Consider the following 21,254-nt stretch of genomic DNA (forward strand, 5'->3'; position numbering starts at 1 on the left):
GTCTGCTCCATGAAAAATTAAGTGGAAACTGACCGGTTAACATTGTTAAACCGGCAAAGAGAGTGGGTGGACCGGTTGGGGACCATCCAGGGCCCCCAACTTGCAGGGGCCACTGGTTTGGCACTAATAAACTGCTTTAGTTCGCAACCTTTTTAGTTCGCGACAATATTCAGCAATTTACCAGGAACGTAGATCACTTTACGAATGGTCTTATCGTCAGTGAACTTGGTTACGTTCTCATCGTTTAGTGCTATATCTTCGACCTGTTCTTTGGTCGAGTCAGCAGCAACTGTCAGCTTGGCACGTAGCTTGCCGTTTACCTGTACGATGATCAGTTTTTCGTCTTCAACTAATGCTTTTGCATCGGCTTCAGGCCAAATTGCTTGGTCGATATTGCTTTCACCTAATGCTTCCCACATTTCGAAACTGATGTGTGGTGTCATTGGGTACAGCATACGAACGATAGCTTTTAGTGCTTCATCAAGCAGTGCACGGTCTTGTGCTGATTCTTGAGAGGCTTTCGCTAGTTTGTTCATCAACTCCATGATTGCAGCAATCGCTGTATTGAACGTCTGACGACGGCCAATATCATCGCTCACTTTAGCAATGGTCTTGTGAACATCACGGCGAAGAGCTTTCTGATCTGAAGACAGCGCTGCAACGTCAACAGCTTCTGCTGTGCCTTTCGTTGCATGCTCGTTAACCAGTTTCCAAACACGTTTTAGGAAGCGGTTAGCCCCTTCAACACCAGACTCCTGCCATTCAAGCGTCATATCTGCAGGTGATGCAAACATCATGAATAGACGAACCGTATCCGCACCGAACTTATCAATCATCTCTTGCGGATCGATACCGTTGTTCTTCGACTTGGACATTTTCGTCATGCCGGTGTGAACAACGTCATTGCCCTCGTTATCTGTTGCTTTAACGATACGGCCTTTCTCGTCGCGCTCGATAGTGACATCGTTCGGTGAAACCCAAACTTTGGCGCCTTTGTCGTTGGTGTAGTAGAAAGCGTCAGCTAGCACCATACCTTGACAAAGAAGCTGCTTGAACGGCTCGTCAGACTTTACGTAGCCTGCGTCACGGAGCAGTTTGTGGAAGAAGCGCGAGTACAGAAGGTGCATACAAGCGTGTTCGATACCACCAATGTACTGGTCTACTGGTAGCCAGTAGTTGGCTTTTTCTGGATCCAGAATATCGTCAGCTTGTGGCGAACAGTAGCGTGCGTAGTACCAAGATGATTCCATGAAGGTATCGAAGGTATCTGTTTCGCGCAGTGCTGGCTGACCATTGATCGCTGTTTCTGCCCATGCTTTGTCAGCTTTGATTGGGCTAGTCACACCGTCCATTACCACGTCTTCAGGAAGAACGACTGGAAGCTGGTCTGCAGGTACCGGATGAACTTCACCGTCTTCAGTGGTTACCATCGGGATTGGCGCACCCCAGTAACGCTGACGAGAAACACCCCAGTCACGTAGACGGAAGTTAACTGTTTTCTTACCCTTATCTTCAGCTTCTAGTTTCGCTGCAATGGCATCGAAAGCTGCTTGGAAGTCCAGGCCGTCAAATTCGCCAGAATCGAACAGAACGCCTTTTTCGGTGTAAGCCGCTTCAGATACGTCTAGCTCGCTACCGTCTTCTGGTTTGATAACCGGAATGATATCTAGGCCGTATTTGGTTGCGAATTCGTAGTCACGTTGATCGTGCGCTGGTACTGCCATTACAGCACCTGTACCGTAATTCATCAGTACGAAGTTAGCGACGAATACAGGAACGCGACGACCGTTTAGCGGGTGAATTGCGTAAAGGCCTGTTGCCATGCCTTTTTTCTCCATCGTTGCAAGCTCAGCTTCTGCAACTTTGGTGTTTCTGCATTCATCAACGAATGCCGCAAGTTCAGGGTTTGATTTCGCTGCAAGCTCAGCCAGAGGGTGACCTGCTGCGATACCCACATACGTTACACCCATTAGGGTATCAGGACGTGTAGTGTATACGTCTAGTGGTGAATCTTGACCTTCAACATTGAAAGACAATTCAACACCTTCAGAGCGACCAATCCAGTTGCGCTGCATGGTTTTCACCATTTCAGGCCAACCATCTAGGTTGTCTAGATCGTCAAGTAGCTCTTGTGCGTATTCAGTGATTTTAATGAACCACTGTGGAATTTCTTTTTGTTCTACTGGGGTATCACAACGCCAGCAGCAACCGTCTTCTACTTGCTCGTTAGCCAGTACCGTTTGGTCGTTTGGACACCAGTTCACAGAAGAGGTTTTTTTGTAAACCAAGCCCTTGCTGTACAGCTTGGTGAAAAACTCTTGTTCCCAACGGTAGTACTCAGGCGTACAGGTTGCGAACTCACGGCTCCAGTCGTAACCCAAGCCTAGTGATTTAAGTTGGTTCTTCATGTACTCAATGTTTTCATAAGTCCATGGCGCTGGTGCGGTGTTATTCTTTACTGCCGCATTTTCTGCTGGTAGGCCAAATGCATCCCAACCAATGGGCTGCATCACATTTTTGCCTTGCAGACGCTGGTAACGAGAAACAACATCACCGATGGTGTAGTTACGAACGTGACCCATGTGCAGTCGACCGCTTGGGTACGGGAACATGGAGAGACAGTAGAATTTTTCTTTATTTGGGTCTTCACTTACAACAAAGGTCTTGTTGTTGTCCCAGTGTTCTTGAACTTTCTGTTCAATGTCCTGTGGGCGATATTGTTCTTGCATCGATGACATCCAGGATTTTGTGAGTTGAGTACAAACACATTCAATATAATCGACATAGAATAACTAAAGGTAGAGGTGTCAACAATAGCTGAGGCCAATTCGGAGAGTAATTGTTAGTTCTGGTCTCGATTGTTGGAGTAAACAGCCTCAACAAGCCGAATTGCGCACAGAAATGGGAGGTGACCTATGGCTAAGCAAAAAAAGGAATATGAAGCGCTATTAGAGCAGGTAACAGAAACCCTGAAACATAGTCCTGATGAGCTTAAGCAGTGGGCCGAAACCACTGCAAAATACCGTCAGGCTGCCAGTGATATGACCAAGGACGAATGGGCATTGATTTCAGCCTATTTGAAACGGGATCTCAAAGAGTTCGGTAAAAACGTAGAGGAAAGCCCTGAGCCGTTTTCGGAAAGCCCGTTCTACCGGGTGGTGTCAGAAACAATCTGGGAAGGGTTGGCCGAAATTACCGACAAGACCCAGATAGAATGGCATGAAGTGATGGATGATCTTCACCATCAGGGAGTCTACCAGGCAGGGGAGATCATCGGTCTGGGTAATCTAGTATGCGAAAAATGCGGACATCATGAGCTGATCACCCATGTGAAGAAGATTGAGCCTTGCCTGAAATGCGGGCATACCCAGTTTACCCGACGGCCACTGTCACCATAATGCGTTGGTGATCCTGCGGGCAGGGGCGGCTCGCTGAATCTTTTACCATATATCGCTGCAGGTTATGCTGGCTACTTCAATGTTTCTACCACAACAGCTACAGGTTCCCTGGCTGGTTCTGTACCTTGTTGGGCTGGCGCTGGGGAGATAGTGGATGCCAGAGGTTCGTAACTGAACGTCTGTCCGGCCAGAGATGCTTCAATCATCATTCCGCCCTTGGCATAGGTGAATATCGCCATACCGTTGGTATAGCTGGCATCGATAAACTGCTGCCCCGAGCTGGCACTGAGGCCGGCGGTTCCCGCTTTTGCCTGGGCACCCTCTGTCAGGGCCACCGCGGAAGCCTGGGCATCGAGTTCAAAGCTGCCACTGATAAAGCGCTCGTAGGCACGTTTATCCTGGAAAAAAATAATTTCACTGTATGACTGGCCGCCAAACTGTAGGCCAAAGGAAACCTGGTAGAGTTTAGCCGAACCGGTTACCTCCCTGCCTTTATAGACCGTACCGCTGCCGTAAGCCCCGCCGATCCAGAAGCCACCTTTACCCACCGAGGGGAAAACAGCATAACCATACGCTGAATCAAAAAAGGGCTGGGTTTGCGTTGCTTGTTGAAAGTGGCTCAAGGTGGCTTGGGTATCAATGTCTTCTTTGGCGACAGAGCCGGAGGCGATACAGAGCAGGGCGAGTGAGCTCAACATGGCGAACAGTCGGTTGACGGTTTTCATTTGCGCTTCCTTGTTGTTACAGGACGGTATTCATATTGCATTTTATATTAGCAATATAAAGAAAAAGGCGAAGAGTTAACCTTCGCCTTTTCAGTTCCTATTCAGCTTTTTGTACGCTATTCAATTTCATGTGGACGGTGATCGCGAAAATGCCCCGCCCGGCGTTTGATGAGGAGCATCGACAGGGTCAGGGACCACAGGATATAGAGATACAGCGGCCAACTTCCCAAGGTGGTGTAAGGTGTTAGCCCTTCGGTCGGTACCACAGTTGTTCTCAGTACCGCGGTTTCAAACTGCGGGACTTGCTCAATGATCTGGCCATTATGATCAACCACTCCCGTTACGCCGTTGTTGGTGGCCCGCAGTAGGGGTTTCCCCAGTTCAAGCGAGCGCATCTGGGCGATTTCCATATGCTGGAATGGGCCGATAGAGGTGCCGAACCAAGCATCGTTCGAGAGTGTCAGTAGTAGCTCGGTATCAATATTGACGTTCTGGCGAACCTGCTCACTAAAGGCGATTTCATAGCACAGGGCCGGTGCAAGCGAGTAACCACTGGCTTCGAGGTTGGGCTGGATAAAATCACCGCGGCTGAATGAAGACATTGGTAGGTTGAAAATCGGCGCAATAGGGCGAAGCAAATCGCCAAATGGTACAAATTCGCCAAACGGCAGCAGGTGGTGCTTGCTGTAGCGGTTGGCACTTTCATACTGGTAAGGGCCGTCTGCATTCATACCCAGAGTCAGGATATTATTGAAATACTCACCGTTTTCCTTTTGATCCAGTACCCCGGTGATGACGGTACTACCGTTGTTGCGGGCGGCACTGTCGAGGTTTTGCAGAAAGGTTGGTACCTGTGTTTCCAGCGCCGGGATCGCAGCTTCAGGCCAGATGATCAGATCGGCGTCCCAGTTTTCCCGGGTAAGATCGGTGTACTTCATCAGGGTTGGCCAGCGCTGGCTTGGCAGCCATTTTAGCTCCTGGGGAACATTACCCTGAATTAGGGCTACTTCTACACTGTTTTCTGGTGCTGGCGTTACCCACTGGATGCTGTTGGCCAAGCCGCTGAACCCGAGGATCAGCAGCGGAACCAGCAACGGTTTCCAGTTACGGTCACACCATGCGGCTACCAAGGAGCCGCTGATCAGTACCAGGGCGAGGGTGATCCCTTCGACCCCAAGAATTGGGGCAATGCCTGCCAGCGGGCTGTTGATCTGGCTATAGCCCATCCATAACCACGGAAAGCCGGTCATGAACCAGCCGCGGAACCAGTCCAGTAGTAGCCAGATCACCGGGCCACTCAGTAGCAGCTGGTGGAACGGGCGGCCACGGTTGAAGCGGTTGAACAGGGCGCCAAATGCTGCCGGGAAGAGCGCCAAGTAGCTGATCAGCATAGTCATCAGGAACAGGCTGGCAATTTTTGGCATTCCACCAAAGGTATCGATGCTGACGTGCACCCAGCTAATGCCGCTACCAAACAGGCCAAGCCCCCACAGGAAGCCGATCAGGGCCGAGCGTTTGATACTCTGGTGCTGGAGTAAGTAGAAAAAAGCGAAAAGGGAAACCGGTGCAAGATACCAGTAGTTATAAGGGGCAAACGCGAGGGTGGCGAGTGCACCCGCCGGGACAGCGATTGCTAGCTGTCCCAACGTAATTAATGAATTTTTTTTCATTCTCTATGATGTGGTTGTCGGTTGATGTGCTTCGTGAGGCACGGTCACTTGCAACTGAATAACCCGGCGGCTGTCGGCTGACGCTACTTTGAATGTGTAGCCATCTAGCTCAACGACTTCACCACGGTTTGGCAGGTGACCGAAACTGGTCATCACCAGGCCGCCAACGGTGTCGACTTCCTCATCGCTGAAGCGAGTCTGGAACATGTCGTTAAAGTCTTCAATGGTTGTCAGTGCCTTTACCGAAAAAGTATGCTTACTTAACTGACGGATATCTTGTTCTTCTTCATCGTCGAATTCATCTTCGATTTCACCGACGATTTGCTCCAGGATGTCCTCGATAGTGATAACACCTGATACCCCACCAAACTCATCAACCACAATTGCCATGTGATAGCGCTCCTCTCGGAACTCTTTCAGCAGGCGGTCAACGCGCTTGCTTTCCGGCACGACAACGGCCGGGCGCAGCACTTTGTCCATATCGAACGGCTCGCTGTTCGGCAGCAGGTAACGCAATAGATCTTTCGCTAGCAATATGCCTTCGACATGATCTTTGTCATCACTGATCACTGGGTAGCGGGAGTGTTGGGCATCAACAATTAAATCAATCAGGTCTTCTAGCTTCTGAGAACGCTCGATAGTGACCATCTGAGAACGCGGGATCATGATGTCACGAACACGCATTTCTGAGATTTCCATAACACCTTCGAGCATGTCGCGGGTGTCGTGGTCGATCAAATCGTTTTCTTCCGAGTCACGGAAAACTTCGACCAGCTCTTCACGGTTTTGTGGTTCACCTTGAAATAGTTGGCCAAGACGTTCAAAGAAGGACTTTCTACTCGGACCTTCAGAATTTTGTGAGTTATCTTCGTTCATTGCTTTAAGAAAAATTCTCTCTCAGTTAAGTGGCTGTGCCACGGGATGTTATCGAGTACCCCATCAAAATTATGCGATGAGGTACTGCTACGACAACGACTTTCCGATAATGTTACCGTTTTTCTTCAGCGTACGGATCGGCAAAGCCCATGTTTTCCATAATTTCCGTTTCCAAAGATTCCATTTCTTCGGCTTCATCATCATCAATATGATCATAACCTAGCAGATGGAGACTGCCGTGTACAACCATATGTGCCCAGTGGGCATTCAGCGGTTTATCCTGTTCTTTGGCTTCTTTTTCCACGACTTGGCGACAGATAATTAAATCACCCAGCAGATCGAGCTCTACGCCAGGGGGCGCTTCAAACGGGAATGACAATACGTTGGTCGGCTTGTCCTTACCGCGGTACTCGTGGTTCAGCGCATGGCTTTCCTCTTCGTCGACAAGACGAACAGTGACTTCGGCGTCAGCCTGGAATGGGGTGACAGCCGCATTCAGCCATTGCTGGAAGTCAGCTTCGGCTGGCATGCCTTCCTGACTTTCAGTGGCATATTGTAGATCGAGATAAATTGCCATTAGTTACTTTTTTCCGGTTCGGCAAGGGGAGCCGCAATGTGTTGTTGTAGTGCCTGTTGTTCTTCTCGGCGGCGCTGCTCGGTGAGCTTGCGTTGTTTTTGGTCTTCGCTTTCCCACACTTCATAGGCCTGAACGATACGCGCCACCACAGGGTGACGAACCACATCATCGGCCTGGAAGAAGTTAAAGCTGATTTCGTCAACGTCTGACAGGACTTCAATGGCGTGGCGCAGGCCAGAGCGAGCACCGCGAGGCAAGTCGATCTGGGTGACATCACCGGTGATCACGGCACGCGAGTTGAAACCGATACGGGTCAGGAACATTTTCATCTGCTCGACCGTGGTGTTCTGGCTTTCATCCAGAATGATGAATGCATCATTTAAGGTTCGCCCCCGCATGTAAGCCAGCGGAGCTACTTCAATCACGTTACGCTCAATCAGCTTCTCGACACGCTCGAAGCCCAGCATTTCAAACAGGGCGTCGTAGAGCGGACGCAGGTAAGGGTCGACTTTCTGGCTTAGATCACCTGGTAGGAAGCCAAGCTTTTCCCCGGCCTCAACGGCAGGGCGGGTCAGCAATATACGACGAATTTCCTGGCGCTCAAGAGCGTCAACGGCCGCGGCCACCGCAAGATAGGTTTTACCGGTACCGGCAGGGCCGACACCAAAGGTAATATCATGGGTAACCATGTTGGTGATGTACTGGGCCTGGTTTGGCGTGCGCGGCTTGATCACCCCTTTTTTGGTCTTGATAGTGGCTTCTTTGCCGTAAGGGATGGTGCTTTCTGTGGTTTGCTCGAGTACGCCACACTCTTTAATTGCCAGGTGAATTTGCTCTGGCTCAATGTCGGGAATGGAGTTGCGAACCGGTGCCGTATCGACATACAGGGTCTTGATGATGTGGGCGGTAGCTTGGGCGGTGTGAGGTTGGCCGACAACGCTGAAGCTGTTGCCTCGATGGTTAATTTCTACACCCAAACGGCGTTCAAGTTGTTTGATATTATCGTCGAAAGGGCCGCAAAGGCTGGAAAGGCGCGGGTTATTAGCGGGTTCCAGATTGAATTCTACAGTGATAATTTTGCTCAAGATTTGCCTCTCATTGCGGTCGCCCGAGATACCGGGCGACCATTAGTTCAGGGCGCGTCCTACTGGTTTTCAGACAGGCGTCTTACTATGGAGTATATACGCCTACACCCAATTCATCTTCTTTACGTGTTTTTTCCATTACTTCAGTCGGTGACATCGCAATACGAAGATCCATTTCGGCTTCGGTGCGAACCAGTTCACCGCGCAGTGAGTTGCTGAATACGTCAGTGATCTTCACATCAACGAACTGGCCGATAAGCTCAGCGGAGCCTTCGAAGTTTACAACGCGGCTGTTTTCAGTACGGCCACGAAGCTCCATGATGTTTTTCTTCGATGGGCCTTCAACCAGAATTCGCTGCTCAGTATCTAGCATCTGGCGAGAATAACGCATTGCCTGAGTATTGATCTGCTGCTGCAGTTCGTACAAGCGTTGCTTTTTCACTTCTTCTGGTAGATCACAAGGATAGTCTGCAGCCGGTGTCCCCGGGCGTGCCGAGAAGATAAAGCTGAAGCTCATGTCAAAGTCGATGTCGCGGATCAGCTTCATGGTGTCCTGGAAGTCCTGATCGCTCTCGCCAGGGAAGGCCACGATAAAATCTGAGCTGATCGTGATATCCGGGCGCGCCTTGCGCAGCTTGCGGATTTTCGACTTGTATTCAATTGCCGTATGCGGACGCTTCATCATCGACAAGATACGATCCGAACCGCTTTGTACCGGCAGGTGCAGGAAGCTAACTACCTCAGGGGTATCTTTGTACACTTCGATAATATCGTCAGTGAATTCGATTGGGTGGCTGGTGGTGTAGCGGATACGGTCGATACCGTCGATTGCTGCGACCAGGCGTAGCAGCTCGGCGAACGAAGCAATCTGGTCGTCGTGAGTGGCGCCACGGTAAGCATTGACGTTTTGGCCTAGCAGGTTGACTTCACGCACACCTTGCTCGGCTAGCTGAGCCACCTCGAACAGCACATCATCAAGCGGACGGCTGACTTCTTCACCTCGGGTGTAAGGAACAACGCAGTAAGTACAGTACTTTGAACAACCTTCCATAATAGAAACGAATGCAGTCGCACCTTCGGCACGAGGCTCTGGCAGGTTGTCGAATTTTTCGATTTCAGGGAAAGAGATGTCCATTACCGGCGCATCATCAGACTGCGACCTCTTGATCATCTCAGGCAGGCGGTGCAGGGTCTGCGGGCCAAAGATAACATCAACGTAAGGAGCACGCTGACGAATAGAATCGCCTTCTTGGGTTGCTACACAACCACCAACGCCAATCACCAGGTTCGGCTTTTTATCTTTCAGTGTCTTCCAGCGACCTAGCTGGTGGAACACTTTTTCTTGCGCCTTTTCACGGATTGAACAGGTGTTCAGCAGCAGAACGTCTGCTTCTTCTGGTTCTTCCGTTAACTCGAAGCCATTGGCTGCATTAAGAAGATCGGCCATTTTTGATGAATCGTATTCGTTCATCTGGCAGCCCCAGGTTTTAATAAGCAGTTTCTTAGCCATGTCTAACTCTTCACTCGTAGTGTTTATTCATTGCATTCAACATTGCTTCATTCGGCTAACAGTACGTTAAACGAGCTGTTAGCTGTAGCAAGCCGCGTATTGTACTGCTTTAAACCCTGCCTGACCAGAACATCACCACCCCGAATAAATTATGGTTTTTGGCGGCAAGAACTAGTTGTTGTATTTATTGTTGTTTGAGGAATTGAAAATTGGTTGCTTCCAGCTTAGAGCTGGCTAAGTGTCCCCTTGCCGAGCTGCCGCATCTGCCGGGTGATCCACTGGCTACGCTGGCGGACATAGGTGCTCATTGGGCTTGCCTTGATCTTATAAGGGTTTGGCAATACAGCAGCGAGTTGGGCGGCTTGCTGGGCCGATAGCCTGCGAGATGGAATTGCAAAGTAATTTTGGCTAGCCGCTTCAATACCATACAGCCCTGGGCCAAATTCAATGATGTTGAGATATACTTCTAGGATCCGCCGCTTATCCCACAATAGCTCCATCAGCTGGGTAAAGTACAGCTCAACGCCTTTGCGAAAAAAGGAACGGGCGGGGAAGAGAAATAAGTTCTTTGCTGTTTGCTGGGTGATAGTGCTGCCGCCCCGGCGAGGGCCGTCTGCACCGGTTTGCTTGAGTATGCCAAGCACGGCGTTGATGTCGATGCCATGGTGGCTGGTAAAAAGTTGATCTTCTGAAGCAATCACGGCGAGCTGGGCATTGGGTGAAATGCTTTGGAGATCAGTCCAAAGGTGGGTTGTCTGGCTTGGGTAGCCAGTAGGCGGAAATAGGCTGCGGTGTATTTTCCATCCCCAGACGGGGGGATCGATGTATTTGAATACCATCACCAGCACGACGGGTAAGCCGAGTGCTAGCAGCATGATCCGGAGCAACCAGCGTTTAACTAGGGCTATCACCGATGACATCACTTTTTGATTGGGTTCTACGTCCTATCATAATAAAGAAATAGACCAAGGGGCAGAGTTCGAGGGAATTTCCGAAGGATTACCGCTGATGGCCGGGGGGGAATCAGGTAACATGGGGTATTGTCTGACCCTATTACGGAATGTCAGATACAGAGAGTTAATCTGTTTACACCGTTTGGTATAGCACTGAGATGAGACCAGATATGGAACAATTTGATGTAGTGGTGGCGGGTGGTGGCATGGTCGGTGCCGCGACGGCATTGGGGCTTGCGCAGCAAGGGCTGGAGGTTGCCGTTATCGAGGGTAAGGCACCACAGCCATTTCACCCGGAGCAACCGATGGATTTGCGGGTTTCCGCAATATCCCCTAATTCTGTTGCTCTTCTGATGCGTTTAGGCGCTTGGGACAGCATTTTACAGATGCGGATCTGTCCGTTCAAACGCCTTGAAACCTGGGAGCACCCTGAATGCCGCACCCGGTTTAGTGCTGATGAAATGAACTTGGATCGTTTAGGCTATATCGCAGAGAACCGCATCATCCAGCTTGGCCTGTGGCAGCAGTTTGACGATTATCCCAACCTGTCGCTGCTTTGCCCTGCCCGGATGGCAAAGGCAACAGCAGCTGAAGGCGGGTATCAAGTCGAACTTGATGATGGCCGCCAGCTACATGCCAAGCTACTAGTGGGAGCGGATGGTGCAAATTCACAGGTGCGGCAGCAGGTTGGTATTGGGATCACGGCCTGGGACTATCGCCAGCACTGTATGCTGGTCAATGTCGAAACGGCTTTCCCGCAACAAGATATTACCTGGCAGATGTTTACCCCTCGTGGTCCGCGTTCGTTCCTCCCTTTGCCTGGCCACCAGGGCTCATTGGTATGGTATGACAGTCCGAAACGGATCAAGCAGCTTAGTGCAATGAACGACGAGCAGCTCCATGAACAGATTAAGAACCATTTCCCGGAAGAGCTGGGTGAGTTCAAGGTGCTAAACCACGGTAGTTTCCCGCTTACCCGCCGTCATGCACAGGATTATTACCGATCGGGTGTTGTATTGCTTGGCGATGCGGCCCATACCATTAACCCACTGGCCGGTCAGGGGGTTAACCTCGGGTTTAAAGATGTAGATGTGCTTTTGCATGAAGTTGAAAAGGCCGGGAAAGAGTGGGCAAAGCCTGCGGTGCTCAAAGCGTATGAGCGCCGTCGCCGGCCGGATAACCTGCTAATGCAAAGCGGAATGGATTTTTTCTATACCACATTCAGTAACTCATTATTGCCGGTGAAGCTGCTACGCAATGCTGGCCTGAAGCTGGCTGAGCATACCGGCCCGATGAAAAAACAAGTGCTGAAGTACGCCATGGGCATGTAATACCAATCAGCATAAGTAATTGATCATTCTTGCTGGTTAAAATCACCTATTACTGCGTTAGAATTTTTGTAATTAGAACCACTAGTTACGGCAAATTCTTCCTTGTCCTAGGTGATTTTTCCTGCGCAATTTTCTGAACACTGACTTATCCCGATTGGTATAAATCGTACGAACGTAGTGTACAGATAAGAAAAAAGCCGAATATTATCAATAATATTCGGCTTAACAACCAGAGAGATACGATCATTTTGTAGGTTGTAAAATTGCTATTATCCAACAGTGTATTTTACTGCAGATATAAGAAAACCCACCAAAAGGTGGGTTTCTCAATATGGTGCGGAAGGAGAGACTTGAACTCTCACACCTTGCGGCGCCAGAACCTAAATCTGGTGCGTCTACCAATTCCGCCACTTCCGCAATACTTTTCGTTCTATCTTGATAATAGCATCAAGCAATAAAACGCTAAGTAAAATGTGGCAGGGCTACCTGGATTCGAACCAGGGAATGGCGGCATCAAAAGCCGCTGCCTTACCGCTTGGCGATAGCCCTACAATGTTTATAAGAACAAAGCGCTCATTACAAACAGGTGTCTTTCTTCAAGACTGCCTCTTAGCGAGAGGAAACAAGTTACAGAGAGAATGGTGCGGAAGGAGAGACTTGAACTCTCACACCTTGCGGCGCCAGAACCTAAATCTGGTGCGTCTACCAATTCCGCCACTTCCGCATTTTATCTCGTAGGAATAACCCAACGAGTTTTTCTCTGTTGCTCATTTACACAGATTAAAGAATCGGTAAATTCAATCTGCATATTGTGTTAGCTATGATTGCTCATCATTGACGTATAAATGGTGCGGAGGGAGGGACTTGAACCCTCACGTCCTTGCGGACACTAGCACCTGAAGCTAGCGCGTCTACCAATTCCGCCACCACCGCATTTATACGGCTTGCTCATATGAGCATTTTCTTCCCGTTAAACTAAATAGTCAACGTAAAGATAAATCGTGGCAGGGCTACCTGGATTCGAACCAGGGAATGGCGGCATCAAAAGCCGCTGCCTTACCGCTTGGCGATAGCCCTACAAGTGTCTTTCTTAGAGACTGCCTCAAAAGAGGTTTTAGAGAGAATGGTGCGGAAGGAGAGACTTGAACTCTCACACCTTTCGGCGCCAGAACCTAAATCTGGTGCGTCTACCAATTCCGCCACTTCCGCATATTGTCATCAAAGAGTGAACTCTTTAAGACGGCATCTCTAAACAAATTGTACAGATCAGATGATTGGTAAATCTAATCTGCTGCGTCATGAAACCATGACAAACAGTAAATGGTGCGGAAGGAGAGACTTGAACTCTCACACCTTGCGGCGCCAGAACCTAAATCTGGTGCGTCTACCAATTCCGCCACTTCCGCATTTTACTGTTCATTTTCACTTGGCGAAGTGAAAATGGTGGCTACGACGGGATTCGAACCTGTGACCCCATCATTATGAGTGATGTGCTCTAACCAACTGAGCTACGTAGCCATTTTGCTTTTATTCAAAGCAATATTTAATCATGCCGCTTAAATCTTATCGATCAAGCCACATAATAAAATGTGGCAGGGCTACCTGGATTCGAACCAGGGAATGGCGGCATCAAAAGCCGCTGCCTTACCGCTTGGCGATAGCCCTACAGTGTCTTTCTTAAAGACTGCCTCAAAAGAGGTTTTAGAGAGAATGGTGCGGAAGGAGAGACTTGAACTCTCACACCTTGCGGCGCCAGAACCTAAATCTGGTGCGTCTACCAATTCCGCCACTTCCGCATATTGTCATCAAAGAGTGAACTCTTTAAGACGGTATCTCTAAACAAATTGTACAGATCAGATGATTGGTGAATCTAATCTGCTGTGTCATGAAACCATGACGAACAGTAAATGGTGCGGAAGGAGAGACTTGAACTCTCACACCTTGCGGCGCCAGAACCTAAATCTGGTGCGTCTACCAATTCCGCCACTTCCGCATTTTACTGGTTGCTCATATGAGCATTTACTTCCGTCAAACAAAACACTTAACGCGAAGGTAAATTATGGCAGGGCTACCTGGATTCGAACCAGGGAATGGCGGCATCAAAAGCCGCTGCCTTACCGCTTGGCGATAGCCCTACAGTGTTCAATCAAGAACGGGTGTCTTTCTTCAAGACCGCCTCTTAGCGAGAGGAAACAAGTTACAGAGAGAATGGTGCGGAAGGAGAGACTTGAACTCTCACACCTTGCGGCGCCAGAACCTAAATCTGGTGCGTCTACCAATTCCGCCACTTCCGCATTTTATCTCATAGGGAAACCCAACGAGTTTTCTCTGTTGCTCATTTATACAGATTAAGGAATCGGTAAAATTCAATCTGTATATTATGTTAATTATGATTGCTCATAATCAACGGTATAAATGGTGCGGAAGGAGAGACTTGAACTCTCACACCTTGCGGCGCCAGAACCTAAATCTGGTGCGTCTACCAATTCCGCCACTTCCGCATTTATACGTTATCTTACCGTTAAACTCAATCAGTCAACGTTAAGTTAAATTGTGGCAGGGCTACCTGGATTCGAACCAGGGAATGGCGGCATCAAAAGCCGCTGCCTTACCGCTTGGCGATAGCCCTACAAGTGTCTTTCTTAGAGACTGCCTCAAAAGAGGTTTTAGAGAGAATGGTGCGGAAGGAGAGACTTGAACTCTCACACCTTGCGGCGCCAGAACCTAAATCTGGTGCGTCTACCAATTCCGCCACTTCCGCATATTGTCATCAAAGAGTGAACTCTTTAAGACGGTATCTCTAAACAAATTGTACAGATCAGATGATTGGTAAATCTAATCTGCTGCGTCATGAAACCATGACAAACAGTAAATGGTGCGGAAGGAGAGACTTGAACTCTCACACCTTGCGGCGCCAGAACCTAAATCTGGTGCGTCTACCAATTCCGCCACTTCCGCATTTTACTGTTCATTTTCACTTGGCGAAGTGAAAATGGTGGCTACGACGGGATTCGAACCTGTGACCCCATCATTATGAGTGATGTGCTCTAACCAACTGAGCTACGTAGCCATTTTGCTTTTATTCAAAGCAATATTTAATCATGCCGCTTAAATCTTATCGATCAAGCCACATAATAAAATGTGGCAGGGCTACCTGGATTCGAACCAGGGAATGGCGGCATCAAAAGCCGCTGCCTTACCGCTTGGCGATAGCCCTACTTTTGTTGTTATAAACAACGTGCTTTTCTTCAAAGCTGCTCTCAGTCTCTATCGAGAGGAGAGAATGGTGCGGAAGGAGAGACTTGAACTCTCACACCTTGCGGCGCCAGAACCTAAATCTGGTGCGTCTACCAATTCCGCCACTTCCGCATCTTACTGTTTTACATCCTTTCTGCAAGAGAAATGATGGTGGCTACGACGGGATTCGAACCTGTGACCCCATCATTATGAGTGATGTGCTCTAACCAACTGAGCTACGTAGCCATTTTGCTTTTATTTAAAGCAGTATTTAATCATGCCGCTTAAATCTTATCGATCAAGCCACATAATAAAATGTGGCAGGGCTACCTGGATTCGAACCAGGGAATGGCGGCATCAAAAGCCGCTGCCTTACCGCTTGGCGATAGCCCTACTTTTGTTGTTATAAACAACGTGCTTTTCTTCAAAGCTGCTCTCAGTCTCTATCGAGAGGAGAGAATGGTGCGGAAGGAGAGACTTGAACTCTCACACCTTGCGGCGCCAGAACCTAAATCTGGTGCGTCTACCAATTCCGCCACTTCCGCATCTTACTGTTTTACATCCTTTCCGCAAGAGAAAAGATGGTGGCTACGACGGGATTCGAACCTGTGACCCCATCATTATGAGTGATGTGCTCTAACCAACTGAGCTACGTAGCCATTTTGCTTTTGTTCAAAGCAATATTTAATCATGCCGCTTAAATCTTATCGATTAAGCCACATAATAAAATGTGGCAGGGCTACCTGGATTCGAACCAGGGAATGGCGGCATCAAAAGCCGCTGCCTTACCGCTTGGCGATAGCCCTACTTTGTTGTTATAAACAACGTGCTTTTCTTCAAAGCTGCTCTCAGTCTCTATCGAGAGGAGAGAATGGTGCGGAAGGAGAGACTTGAACTCTCACACCTTGCGGCGCCAGAACCTAAATCTGGTGCGTCTACCAATTCCGCCACTTCCGCATCTTACTGTTTTACATCCTTTCCGCAAGAGAAAAGATGGTGGCTACGACGGGATTCGAACCTGTGACCCCATCATTATGAGTGATGTGCTCTAACCAACTGAGCTACGTAGCCATTTTTCAGTCCCTTGACTGGCCTATTTAACTAACCACTGTCTTGGGAACGGGGCGCATTATGCTCATACCAGCAAAAACCGTCAACAGTTTTTTTTAATATCTTCCGAAAATCCGTTTGTTCGATTGATATTTGGACGAAATGCATGAATGCCACACTGAAAAGCCATTTTTCAACATCAAAATCGAGAAAATGAGAGCCATGGTAGCTTTTGGCTAAATAGTCAGATAGATAAAGAATAAGCCAGCAAGAATGCTGGCTTATTCAATATTATGCTTGAAGTAAACGTAATGCTACGAGAGCGTTATACGTTAAAGCGGAAGTGAACCACATCGCCATCTTTAACGATGTAATCTTTACCTTCTAGGCGCCACTTACCTGCTTCTTTAGCACCGCTTTCACCACTGAATTCGATGAAGTGGTCGTAGCCCACAACTTCAGCTCGGATGAAGCCTTTTTCAAAATCAGTGTGGATCTTACCTGCAGCTTGCGGCGCAGTGGCACCAACAGGGATTGTCCATGCACGTACTTCCTTCACACCCGCGGTGAAGTAAGTTTGAAGTGTCAGTAGCTCATAACCAGAACGGATCACACGGTTCAGGCCAGGTTCTTCGATACCCATATCGGCCAGGAACTCTTCACGGTCTGCATCATCAAGTTCAGCAATTTCTGATTCGATAGCGGCACATACTGCAACAACAACAGCGTTTTCTTTTGCAGCATATTCACGAACCATATCTAGGTATTCGTTATCTTCGAAACCATCTTCGCTTACATTTGCGATATACATTGTTGGTTTCACAGTAAGGAAGTGCAGGTAATCAATTGCTGCCAGCTCTTCTTTACTTAGATCGATTGAACGAACCATGCCGCCTTCAGTTAGAGTCGGAAGTAGCTTCTCAAGTACTGCGGTTTCGAATTTAGCGTCGCTATCGCCACCTTTGGCTTTTTTCGCTTGGCGGAAGATGGCACGCTCACAAGTATCAAGATCAGCCAGTGCTAGCTCAAGATTGATAACTTCAATATCTTCCAGCGGGTGGATTTTGCCTGAAACGTGAACAATATTGTCATCTTCGAAACAACGAACAACGTGACCAATCGCGTCTGTTTCACGGATATTCGCCAGGAATTTATTACCCAGGCCTTCACCTTTAGAGGCTCCGGCAACCAGGCCTGCGATATCAACGAATTCCATCGTTGTAGGCAGGATGCGTTGAGGATTAACAATCTCCGCCAGTGCATCCAAACGAAGATCTGGCACAGGTACAACGCCGGTGTTTGGCTCGATAGTACAGAACGGGAAGTTTGCCGCTTCGATACCCGCTTTTGTTAAGGCGTTGAATAGTGTGGACTTACCTACGTTTGGCAGACCGACGATTCCGCATTTAAAACCCATGGTTGGAAACCCTTTTGGTGATGATTCGGTGAAACAACTCTGCATAGTCAATGGCTGCCCATTGCAAAGCGCAGAGTAATACTAAATTAGAGTGACAACAATCATTCTGCTTTGAATGAATGGAGTCGATTTTGCGCTTTATTCAGGCCGTCTTTTAGCAGGACATCCATACAGCGTACAGCTTCGTCAACCGCCGCATCGATATTGCCTTGCTCTTTGGCCGGCGCTTTGCCCAGTACAAAACCGGACACTTTGTTTTTGTCTCCCGGGTGGCCGATGCCAACACGCAGGCGATAGAAATCTTTGTTATTGCCCATTTTGCTGATGATATCGCGTAGGCCGTTGTGGCCACCGTGGCCTCCGCCTTTTTTTAACTTGGCGACACCGGGTGGTAAGTCCAGCTCATCATGTGCAACTAAGATCTCTTCTGGCTTGATCTGATAGAAGTTAGCCAGCGCAGCCACGGATTTACCGGATAGGTTCATAAACGTGGAAGGGATCAACAAGCGAAGATCATGACCATTGGCCTGGATCCGGCCAGTCTGGCCAAAGTACTTTGATTCTTCTCGTAGGCTAATATTGTGGGCACGGGCCAGCTCTTCTACTACCCATGCACCCGCGTTGTGGCGGGTTTTAGCATACTCGGCACCAGGGTTTGCCAGGCCAACTAATAGACGAATATTGTTACTCACGCTAGTCTCTCAAGTCTTAGGGGCTTAAAACGCGCGCTATGTTATACCAAACAGACCAAGATTGATATGTTCGGACGAAAAACGCCCCGCATGAGGCGGGGCGTTTGGATTCTGTCGCTATTCCGAACCGGTCGGAATCAAAGCGCGATTAGTGCTCAAACATTGCTGAGATAGACTCTTCGTTGCTGATGCGACGAATTGCTTCAGCCAACATGCCTGAAAGTGTCAGAACAGAGACACGACCTGTATCAACCATTTCCTGAGATAGTGGGATAGAGTCAGTCACGATCACTTCATCGATCACGGATTCTCTGATGTTCTGAGGTGCGTTACCTGAGAAGACAGGGTGAGTTGCGTAAGCAAATACTCGCTTCGCGCCACGCTCTTTTAGCGCTTCAGCGGCTTTACACAGCGTACCACCGGTGTCGATCATGTCATCAACAATGACACAGTCACGACCTTCAACGTCACCGATCAGGTGCATTACCTGAGAAACGTTGGCACGTGGACGACGCTTGTCGATGATTGCGATGTCAGTGTCATCAAGCAGTTTTGCGATAGCACGTGCACGCACAACGCCACCGATGTCTGGTGAAACAACAACTGGATCTTCCAAATTCTTCGCCAGGATGTCTTCAAGCAGTACTGGGCTACCGAATACGTTATCTACTGGAACATCGAAGAAGCCTTGGATTTGCTCTGCGTGTAGATCGACAGTCAGAACGCGGTCAACGCCGACGTTTGAAAGGAAATCAGCCACGACTTTAGCCGTAATTGGTACACGGGAAGAACGGACGCGGCGGTCTTGGCGAGCATAACCGAAGTAAGGGATAACTGCGGTAATACGGCCTGCAGAAGCACGGCGTAGTGCATCGATCATAACAACCAGTTCCATTAGGTTGTCATTGGTTGGCGCACAAGTAGATTGAATGATAAATACGTCGCTACCACGAACGTTCTCATTAATCTGAACACAGACTTCACCGTCGGAAAAACGGTTAACTGTTGCGTCTCCTAAAGAGATGTAAAGACGGTCAGCAATGCGTTGGGCTAGTTCTGGTGTTGCGTTACCAGCAAACAGCTTCATATCAGGCACGGTGGAAACCTCAGGTTGCGTCCAAGTTGTAGTTACTGACAATCCGTAGAATGTGCGTTCAAGGTTGTCAAAAGGGGAGATGTGTTGACACCTTTTGCGACAAATCCTTGGAGCCAGTCAGGTAATATATTCAGTGTTGCAAGGGCCTCTTGTTGAGTGCTAAATTCAGCAAACACACAAGCGCCAGTGCCGGTCAGTCTTGACGGCGCGTATTCTAACAGCCACGAAAGCGCCTTATCAACCTCGGGGTGCAGTCTTCTGACAATTTTTTCGCAATCGTTTTCGTAACCCCCCGCCAATAGGGCATCTAAGGACCGCTTTTCTGTATCACGGATTAGTTGCGGATGGGTGAAAATATCAACAGTTGCGATGCTGACATTCGGTTTGGCCACCAAATACCACTTTTCCTGTGGCTCGGCAGGCTGGAGTTTTTCCCCGACCCCTTCGGCAAAAGCACTCAATCCGCGAACAAAAACTGGGACATCAGCACCGAGCTTCAAGCCGATCTCAGCTAGCTCATCAATGCTGAGCTGGGTTTGCCACAGGTAATTCAGTGCAACCAGTGCAGTGGCAGCATCGGATGATCCGCCGCCGAGGCCGCCGCCCATCGGCAGGATTTTATCGAGCTGGATGTCAGCCCCAGCGTTGCTCCCCGCCGTGCGGCGCAAGGCATCGGCTGCACGGTAGATGAGGTTATCTTCAGTGGCTACGCCCTCAATGGCGGGGGAGAGGCTGATAATACCGGAGTCGTTGGCTGTGATAGTCAGGGTGTCGCTGTGATCCAGAAACTGAAACAGGGTTTGCAGCTCGTGGTAGCCATCAGGGCGACGGCCGGTGATATAGAGAAATAAGTTCAGTTTGGCCGGTGCCGGCCAGCGAGTGGTGCGGGTGATCATAGTGTGGCTCATGGTTATTTACGGTTGTCTATCGGTGATTAGCCACTCATTAATAATGAGGGTAATACGTACATCCCCTTGGGACAGTACCATTCGATTAGGCAGTGCCGGGGTTACAGAGTTGTCATAATCGTTATAGTCCAGCTGCCAAAGTTGGTCACCAATTTGTTTTGCTAAGTAGGCAACCCGGTTTTCGCTGTTGAGCTGGTAGGTATCGGCAGCGGTTGGCAGGCCGATTAGCCAGTCACGCATTTGCTCTACCGGCAAGTTAATATCGGTAAGCTGCTGAATAAGTAGTGAGGCATTGGTTCCCTGGTGTGTTTTGCCTTCATGGGATATCAAGGTTGCACGAACGGGAGTGGCATCGAGTTTAAGCAGGGTTTTACCGAGGAAGTTGGTGAGCAGCAGGTGATCGGCCTGTGGCACGGTGCGCCATAGCAAGTTGGCACCAAATCGTTGTGTGCCTTTATAGCCTAGCTTGCCTTTGGCCTGGTAATGGCTCAGTTGCTGGAGTGAAGCCTGGTGTGTTTCCCAGCTCACTTGGGAGGAAATGGGAGGTTGGCTGGCACAACCGGCAAGTACAGAAAGCAACAATGATAAACCGAACAGGCGCCGTATCGACGATGAATACAATCGTAACGATGAAATCGATGGCATAATTTATGATTAACTTATGGGTTTAGGCAAACAATAGCGATAATTGGGCCATAATACCAACGGCAACAATGAATTGCTTAGTGT

General features: G+C 49.0%; 15 protein-coding genes and 27 tRNA genes. 2 read left to right on the forward strand and 40 right to left on the reverse strand.

All coding sequences use genetic code 11. The features are described from left to right. Positions 1–152: 152 nt before the first annotated feature. Positions 153–2,729 (reverse strand): leucine--tRNA ligase, encoded by a 2,577-nt coding sequence (gene leuS / locus AC51G0_RS03725; protein WP_496300746.1) that lies wholly within the window; start codon positions 2,727–2,729, stop codon positions 153–155. A 186-nt stretch (positions 2,730–2,915) separates the two neighbouring features. Here leuS and AC51G0_RS03730 point away from each other — a divergent pair, with 186 nt between their 5' ends. Then, entirely contained in the window at positions 2,916–3,398 is a 483-nt protein-coding gene (locus AC51G0_RS03730) for a zinc ribbon-containing protein (RefSeq protein WP_496300747.1), read from the forward strand. A 71-nt stretch (positions 3,399–3,469) separates the two neighbouring features. Here the strand turns inward: AC51G0_RS03730 and AC51G0_RS03735 are convergent, their stop codons facing one another. The 7 genes from AC51G0_RS03735 to mtgA form a co-directional block, all read right to left on the reverse strand. Beyond that, entirely contained in the window at positions 3,470–4,123 is a 654-nt protein-coding gene (locus AC51G0_RS03735; protein WP_496300748.1) for a lipid-binding SYLF domain-containing protein, read from the reverse strand. A gap of 116 nt (positions 4,124–4,239) precedes the next feature. Beyond that, positions 4,240–5,793, reverse strand: coding sequence for an apolipoprotein N-acyltransferase (lnt, locus tag AC51G0_RS03740; protein WP_496300749.1), 1,554 nt, complete (start codon positions 5,791–5,793; stop codon positions 4,240–4,242). Positions 5,794–5,796: 3 nt separating this feature from the next. After that, positions 5,797–6,669: a CNNM family magnesium/cobalt transport protein CorC gene (corC, locus tag AC51G0_RS03745; protein ID WP_496300750.1), complete on the reverse strand. Its 873-nt coding sequence runs from the start codon at positions 6,667–6,669 to the stop codon at positions 5,797–5,799. 112 nt (positions 6,670–6,781) lie between these two features. After that, on the reverse strand, positions 6,782–7,246 hold the full coding sequence (gene ybeY, locus AC51G0_RS03750; RefSeq protein WP_496300751.1) for an rRNA maturation RNase YbeY: 465 nt from the start codon (positions 7,244–7,246) through the stop codon (positions 6,782–6,784). Then, a complete protein-coding gene (locus AC51G0_RS03755; RefSeq protein ID WP_496301863.1) occupies positions 7,246–8,334 on the reverse strand; it encodes a PhoH family protein in 1,089 nt (362 codons plus the stop codon). The genes ybeY and AC51G0_RS03755 overlap by 1 nt, the downstream gene beginning before the upstream one ends. Before the next feature lie 82 nt (positions 8,335–8,416). After that, positions 8,417–9,841 carry a tRNA (N6-isopentenyl adenosine(37)-C2)-methylthiotransferase MiaB gene (gene miaB / locus AC51G0_RS03760; protein WP_496300752.1) on the reverse strand — a complete coding sequence of 475 codons (1,425 nt, stop codon included), beginning with the start codon at positions 9,839–9,841 and terminating at the stop codon, positions 8,417–8,419. A 224-nt stretch (positions 9,842–10,065) separates the two neighbouring features. Next, the gene (mtgA, locus tag AC51G0_RS03765; protein ID WP_496300753.1) at positions 10,066–10,761 is read right to left on the reverse strand and encodes a monofunctional biosynthetic peptidoglycan transglycosylase; all 696 of its coding nucleotides are present in this window, start codon (positions 10,759–10,761) and stop codon (positions 10,066–10,068) included. A gap of 203 nt (positions 10,762–10,964) precedes the next feature. On the opposite strand from mtgA, the gene AC51G0_RS03770 reads away from it, so the two are divergent. Next, positions 10,965–12,125, forward strand: coding sequence for a 2-octaprenyl-3-methyl-6-methoxy-1,4-benzoquinol hydroxylase (locus AC51G0_RS03770; protein WP_496300755.1), 1,161 nt, complete (start codon positions 10,965–10,967; stop codon positions 12,123–12,125). 332 nt (positions 12,126–12,457) lie between these two features. Here the strand turns inward: AC51G0_RS03770 and AC51G0_RS03775 are convergent. The 32 genes from AC51G0_RS03775 to lolB form a co-directional block, all read right to left on the reverse strand. After that, a tRNA-Leu gene (locus AC51G0_RS03775) sits at positions 12,458–12,542 on the reverse strand. Positions 12,543–12,599: 57 nt separating this feature from the next. Next, positions 12,600–12,674: transfer RNA gene (locus AC51G0_RS03780), tRNA-Gln, on the reverse strand. Positions 12,675–12,764: 90 nt separating this feature from the next. Continuing rightward, a tRNA-Leu gene (locus tag AC51G0_RS03785) sits at positions 12,765–12,849 on the reverse strand. Between the two features lie 122 nt (positions 12,850–12,971). Then, positions 12,972–13,058 (reverse strand) — tRNA-Leu (locus AC51G0_RS03790). 69 nt (positions 13,059–13,127) lie between these two features. Next, positions 13,128–13,202 (reverse strand) — tRNA-Gln (locus AC51G0_RS03795). A 47-nt stretch (positions 13,203–13,249) separates the two neighbouring features. Then, positions 13,250–13,334: transfer RNA gene (locus AC51G0_RS03800), tRNA-Leu, on the reverse strand. 112 nt (positions 13,335–13,446) lie between these two features. Further along, a tRNA-Leu gene (locus AC51G0_RS03805) sits at positions 13,447–13,531 on the reverse strand. Between the two features lie 35 nt (positions 13,532–13,566). Continuing rightward, positions 13,567–13,643 (reverse strand) — tRNA-Met (locus AC51G0_RS03810). A 72-nt stretch (positions 13,644–13,715) separates the two neighbouring features. Beyond that, positions 13,716–13,790, reverse strand: a tRNA-Gln gene (locus AC51G0_RS03815). A gap of 46 nt (positions 13,791–13,836) precedes the next feature. Further along, positions 13,837–13,921: transfer RNA gene (locus AC51G0_RS03820), tRNA-Leu, on the reverse strand. A gap of 112 nt (positions 13,922–14,033) precedes the next feature. After that, positions 14,034–14,118 (reverse strand) — tRNA-Leu (locus tag AC51G0_RS03825). 67 nt (positions 14,119–14,185) lie between these two features. Continuing rightward, positions 14,186–14,260: transfer RNA gene (locus AC51G0_RS03830), tRNA-Gln, on the reverse strand. Positions 14,261–14,334: 74 nt separating this feature from the next. Next, positions 14,335–14,419 (reverse strand) — tRNA-Leu (locus AC51G0_RS03835). Positions 14,420–14,541: 122 nt separating this feature from the next. Then, a tRNA-Leu gene (locus tag AC51G0_RS03840) sits at positions 14,542–14,626 on the reverse strand. A gap of 53 nt (positions 14,627–14,679) precedes the next feature. Beyond that, positions 14,680–14,754, reverse strand: a tRNA-Gln gene (locus tag AC51G0_RS03845). A gap of 47 nt (positions 14,755–14,801) precedes the next feature. After that, positions 14,802–14,886, reverse strand: a tRNA-Leu gene (locus AC51G0_RS03850). Positions 14,887–14,998: 112 nt separating this feature from the next. After that, positions 14,999–15,083: transfer RNA gene (locus tag AC51G0_RS03855), tRNA-Leu, on the reverse strand. Between the two features lie 35 nt (positions 15,084–15,118). Then, positions 15,119–15,195, reverse strand: a tRNA-Met gene (locus AC51G0_RS03860). Between the two features lie 72 nt (positions 15,196–15,267). Continuing rightward, positions 15,268–15,342 (reverse strand) — tRNA-Gln (locus AC51G0_RS03865). A gap of 67 nt (positions 15,343–15,409) precedes the next feature. Beyond that, a tRNA-Leu gene (locus tag AC51G0_RS03870) sits at positions 15,410–15,494 on the reverse strand. A 37-nt stretch (positions 15,495–15,531) separates the two neighbouring features. After that, positions 15,532–15,608, reverse strand: a tRNA-Met gene (locus AC51G0_RS03875). Positions 15,609–15,680: 72 nt separating this feature from the next. Continuing rightward, a tRNA-Gln gene (locus tag AC51G0_RS03880) sits at positions 15,681–15,755 on the reverse strand. A gap of 67 nt (positions 15,756–15,822) precedes the next feature. Then, positions 15,823–15,907 (reverse strand) — tRNA-Leu (locus AC51G0_RS03885). A gap of 37 nt (positions 15,908–15,944) precedes the next feature. Continuing rightward, a tRNA-Met gene (locus tag AC51G0_RS03890) sits at positions 15,945–16,021 on the reverse strand. Between the two features lie 72 nt (positions 16,022–16,093). Then, a tRNA-Gln gene (locus AC51G0_RS03895) sits at positions 16,094–16,168 on the reverse strand. A gap of 66 nt (positions 16,169–16,234) precedes the next feature. After that, positions 16,235–16,319, reverse strand: a tRNA-Leu gene (locus AC51G0_RS03900). 37 nt (positions 16,320–16,356) lie between these two features. Continuing rightward, positions 16,357–16,433, reverse strand: a tRNA-Met gene (locus AC51G0_RS03905). A gap of 304 nt (positions 16,434–16,737) precedes the next feature. Continuing rightward, a complete protein-coding gene (ychF, locus tag AC51G0_RS03910) occupies positions 16,738–17,829 on the reverse strand; it encodes a redox-regulated ATPase YchF (RefSeq protein ID WP_496300756.1) in 1,092 nt (363 codons plus the stop codon). 101 nt (positions 17,830–17,930) lie between these two features. After that, the gene (pth, locus tag AC51G0_RS03915; RefSeq protein WP_496300757.1) at positions 17,931–18,521 is read right to left on the reverse strand and encodes an aminoacyl-tRNA hydrolase; all 591 of its coding nucleotides are present in this window, start codon (positions 18,519–18,521) and stop codon (positions 17,931–17,933) included. A 148-nt stretch (positions 18,522–18,669) separates the two neighbouring features. Beyond that, positions 18,670–19,617 carry a ribose-phosphate pyrophosphokinase gene (locus AC51G0_RS03920; RefSeq protein WP_496300758.1) on the reverse strand — a complete coding sequence of 316 codons (948 nt, stop codon included), beginning with the start codon at positions 19,615–19,617 and terminating at the stop codon, positions 18,670–18,672. Between the two features lie 32 nt (positions 19,618–19,649). Next, positions 19,650–20,513, reverse strand: coding sequence for a 4-(cytidine 5'-diphospho)-2-C-methyl-D-erythritol kinase (gene ispE / locus AC51G0_RS03925; RefSeq protein WP_496300759.1), 864 nt, complete (start codon positions 20,511–20,513; stop codon positions 19,650–19,652). A gap of 18 nt (positions 20,514–20,531) precedes the next feature. After that, complete coding sequence (lolB, locus tag AC51G0_RS03930) at positions 20,532–21,170, reverse strand: lipoprotein insertase outer membrane protein LolB (protein ID WP_496300760.1); 639 nt, start codon at positions 21,168–21,170, stop codon at positions 20,532–20,534. Positions 21,171–21,254: the final 84 nt, after the last annotated feature.

The sequence above is a fragment of the Photobacterium sp. HL06 genome (genome assembly GCF_059552575.1).

Excerpts from the sequence above, each read along its gene's own strand:
- leuS (WP_496300746.1), bottom strand. The coding sequence starts at position 2,729 with ATGCAAGAACAATATCGCCCACAGGACATTGAACAGAAAGTTCAAGAA.
- AC51G0_RS03730 (WP_496300747.1), top strand. The coding sequence starts at position 2,916 with ATGGCTAAGCAAAAAAAGGAATATGAAGCGCTATTAGAGCAGGTAACA.
- AC51G0_RS03735 (WP_496300748.1), bottom strand. The coding sequence starts at position 4,123 with ATGAAAACCGTCAACCGACTGTTCGCCATGTTGAGCTCACTCGCCCTG.
- lnt (WP_496300749.1), bottom strand. The coding sequence starts at position 5,793 with ATGAAAAAAAATTCATTAATTACGTTGGGACAGCTAGCAATCGCTGTC.
- corC (WP_496300750.1), bottom strand. The coding sequence starts at position 6,669 with ATGAACGAAGATAACTCACAAAATTCTGAAGGTCCGAGTAGAAAGTCC.
- ybeY (WP_496300751.1), bottom strand. The coding sequence starts at position 7,246 with ATGGCAATTTATCTCGATCTACAATATGCCACTGAAAGTCAGGAAGGC.
- miaB (WP_496300752.1), bottom strand. The coding sequence starts at position 9,841 with ATGGCTAAGAAACTGCTTATTAAAACCTGGGGCTGCCAGATGAACGAA.
- mtgA (WP_496300753.1), bottom strand. The coding sequence starts at position 10,761 with ATGTCATCGGTGATAGCCCTAGTTAAACGCTGGTTGCTCCGGATCATG.
- AC51G0_RS03770 (WP_496300755.1), top strand. The coding sequence starts at position 10,965 with ATGGAACAATTTGATGTAGTGGTGGCGGGTGGTGGCATGGTCGGTGCC.
- ychF (WP_496300756.1), bottom strand. The coding sequence starts at position 17,829 with ATGGGTTTTAAATGCGGAATCGTCGGTCTGCCAAACGTAGGTAAGTCC.
- ispE (WP_496300759.1), bottom strand. The coding sequence starts at position 20,513 with ATGATCACCCGCACCACTCGCTGGCCGGCACCGGCCAAACTGAACTTA.
- lolB (WP_496300760.1), bottom strand. The coding sequence starts at position 21,170 with ATGCCATCGATTTCATCGTTACGATTGTATTCATCGTCGATACGGCGC.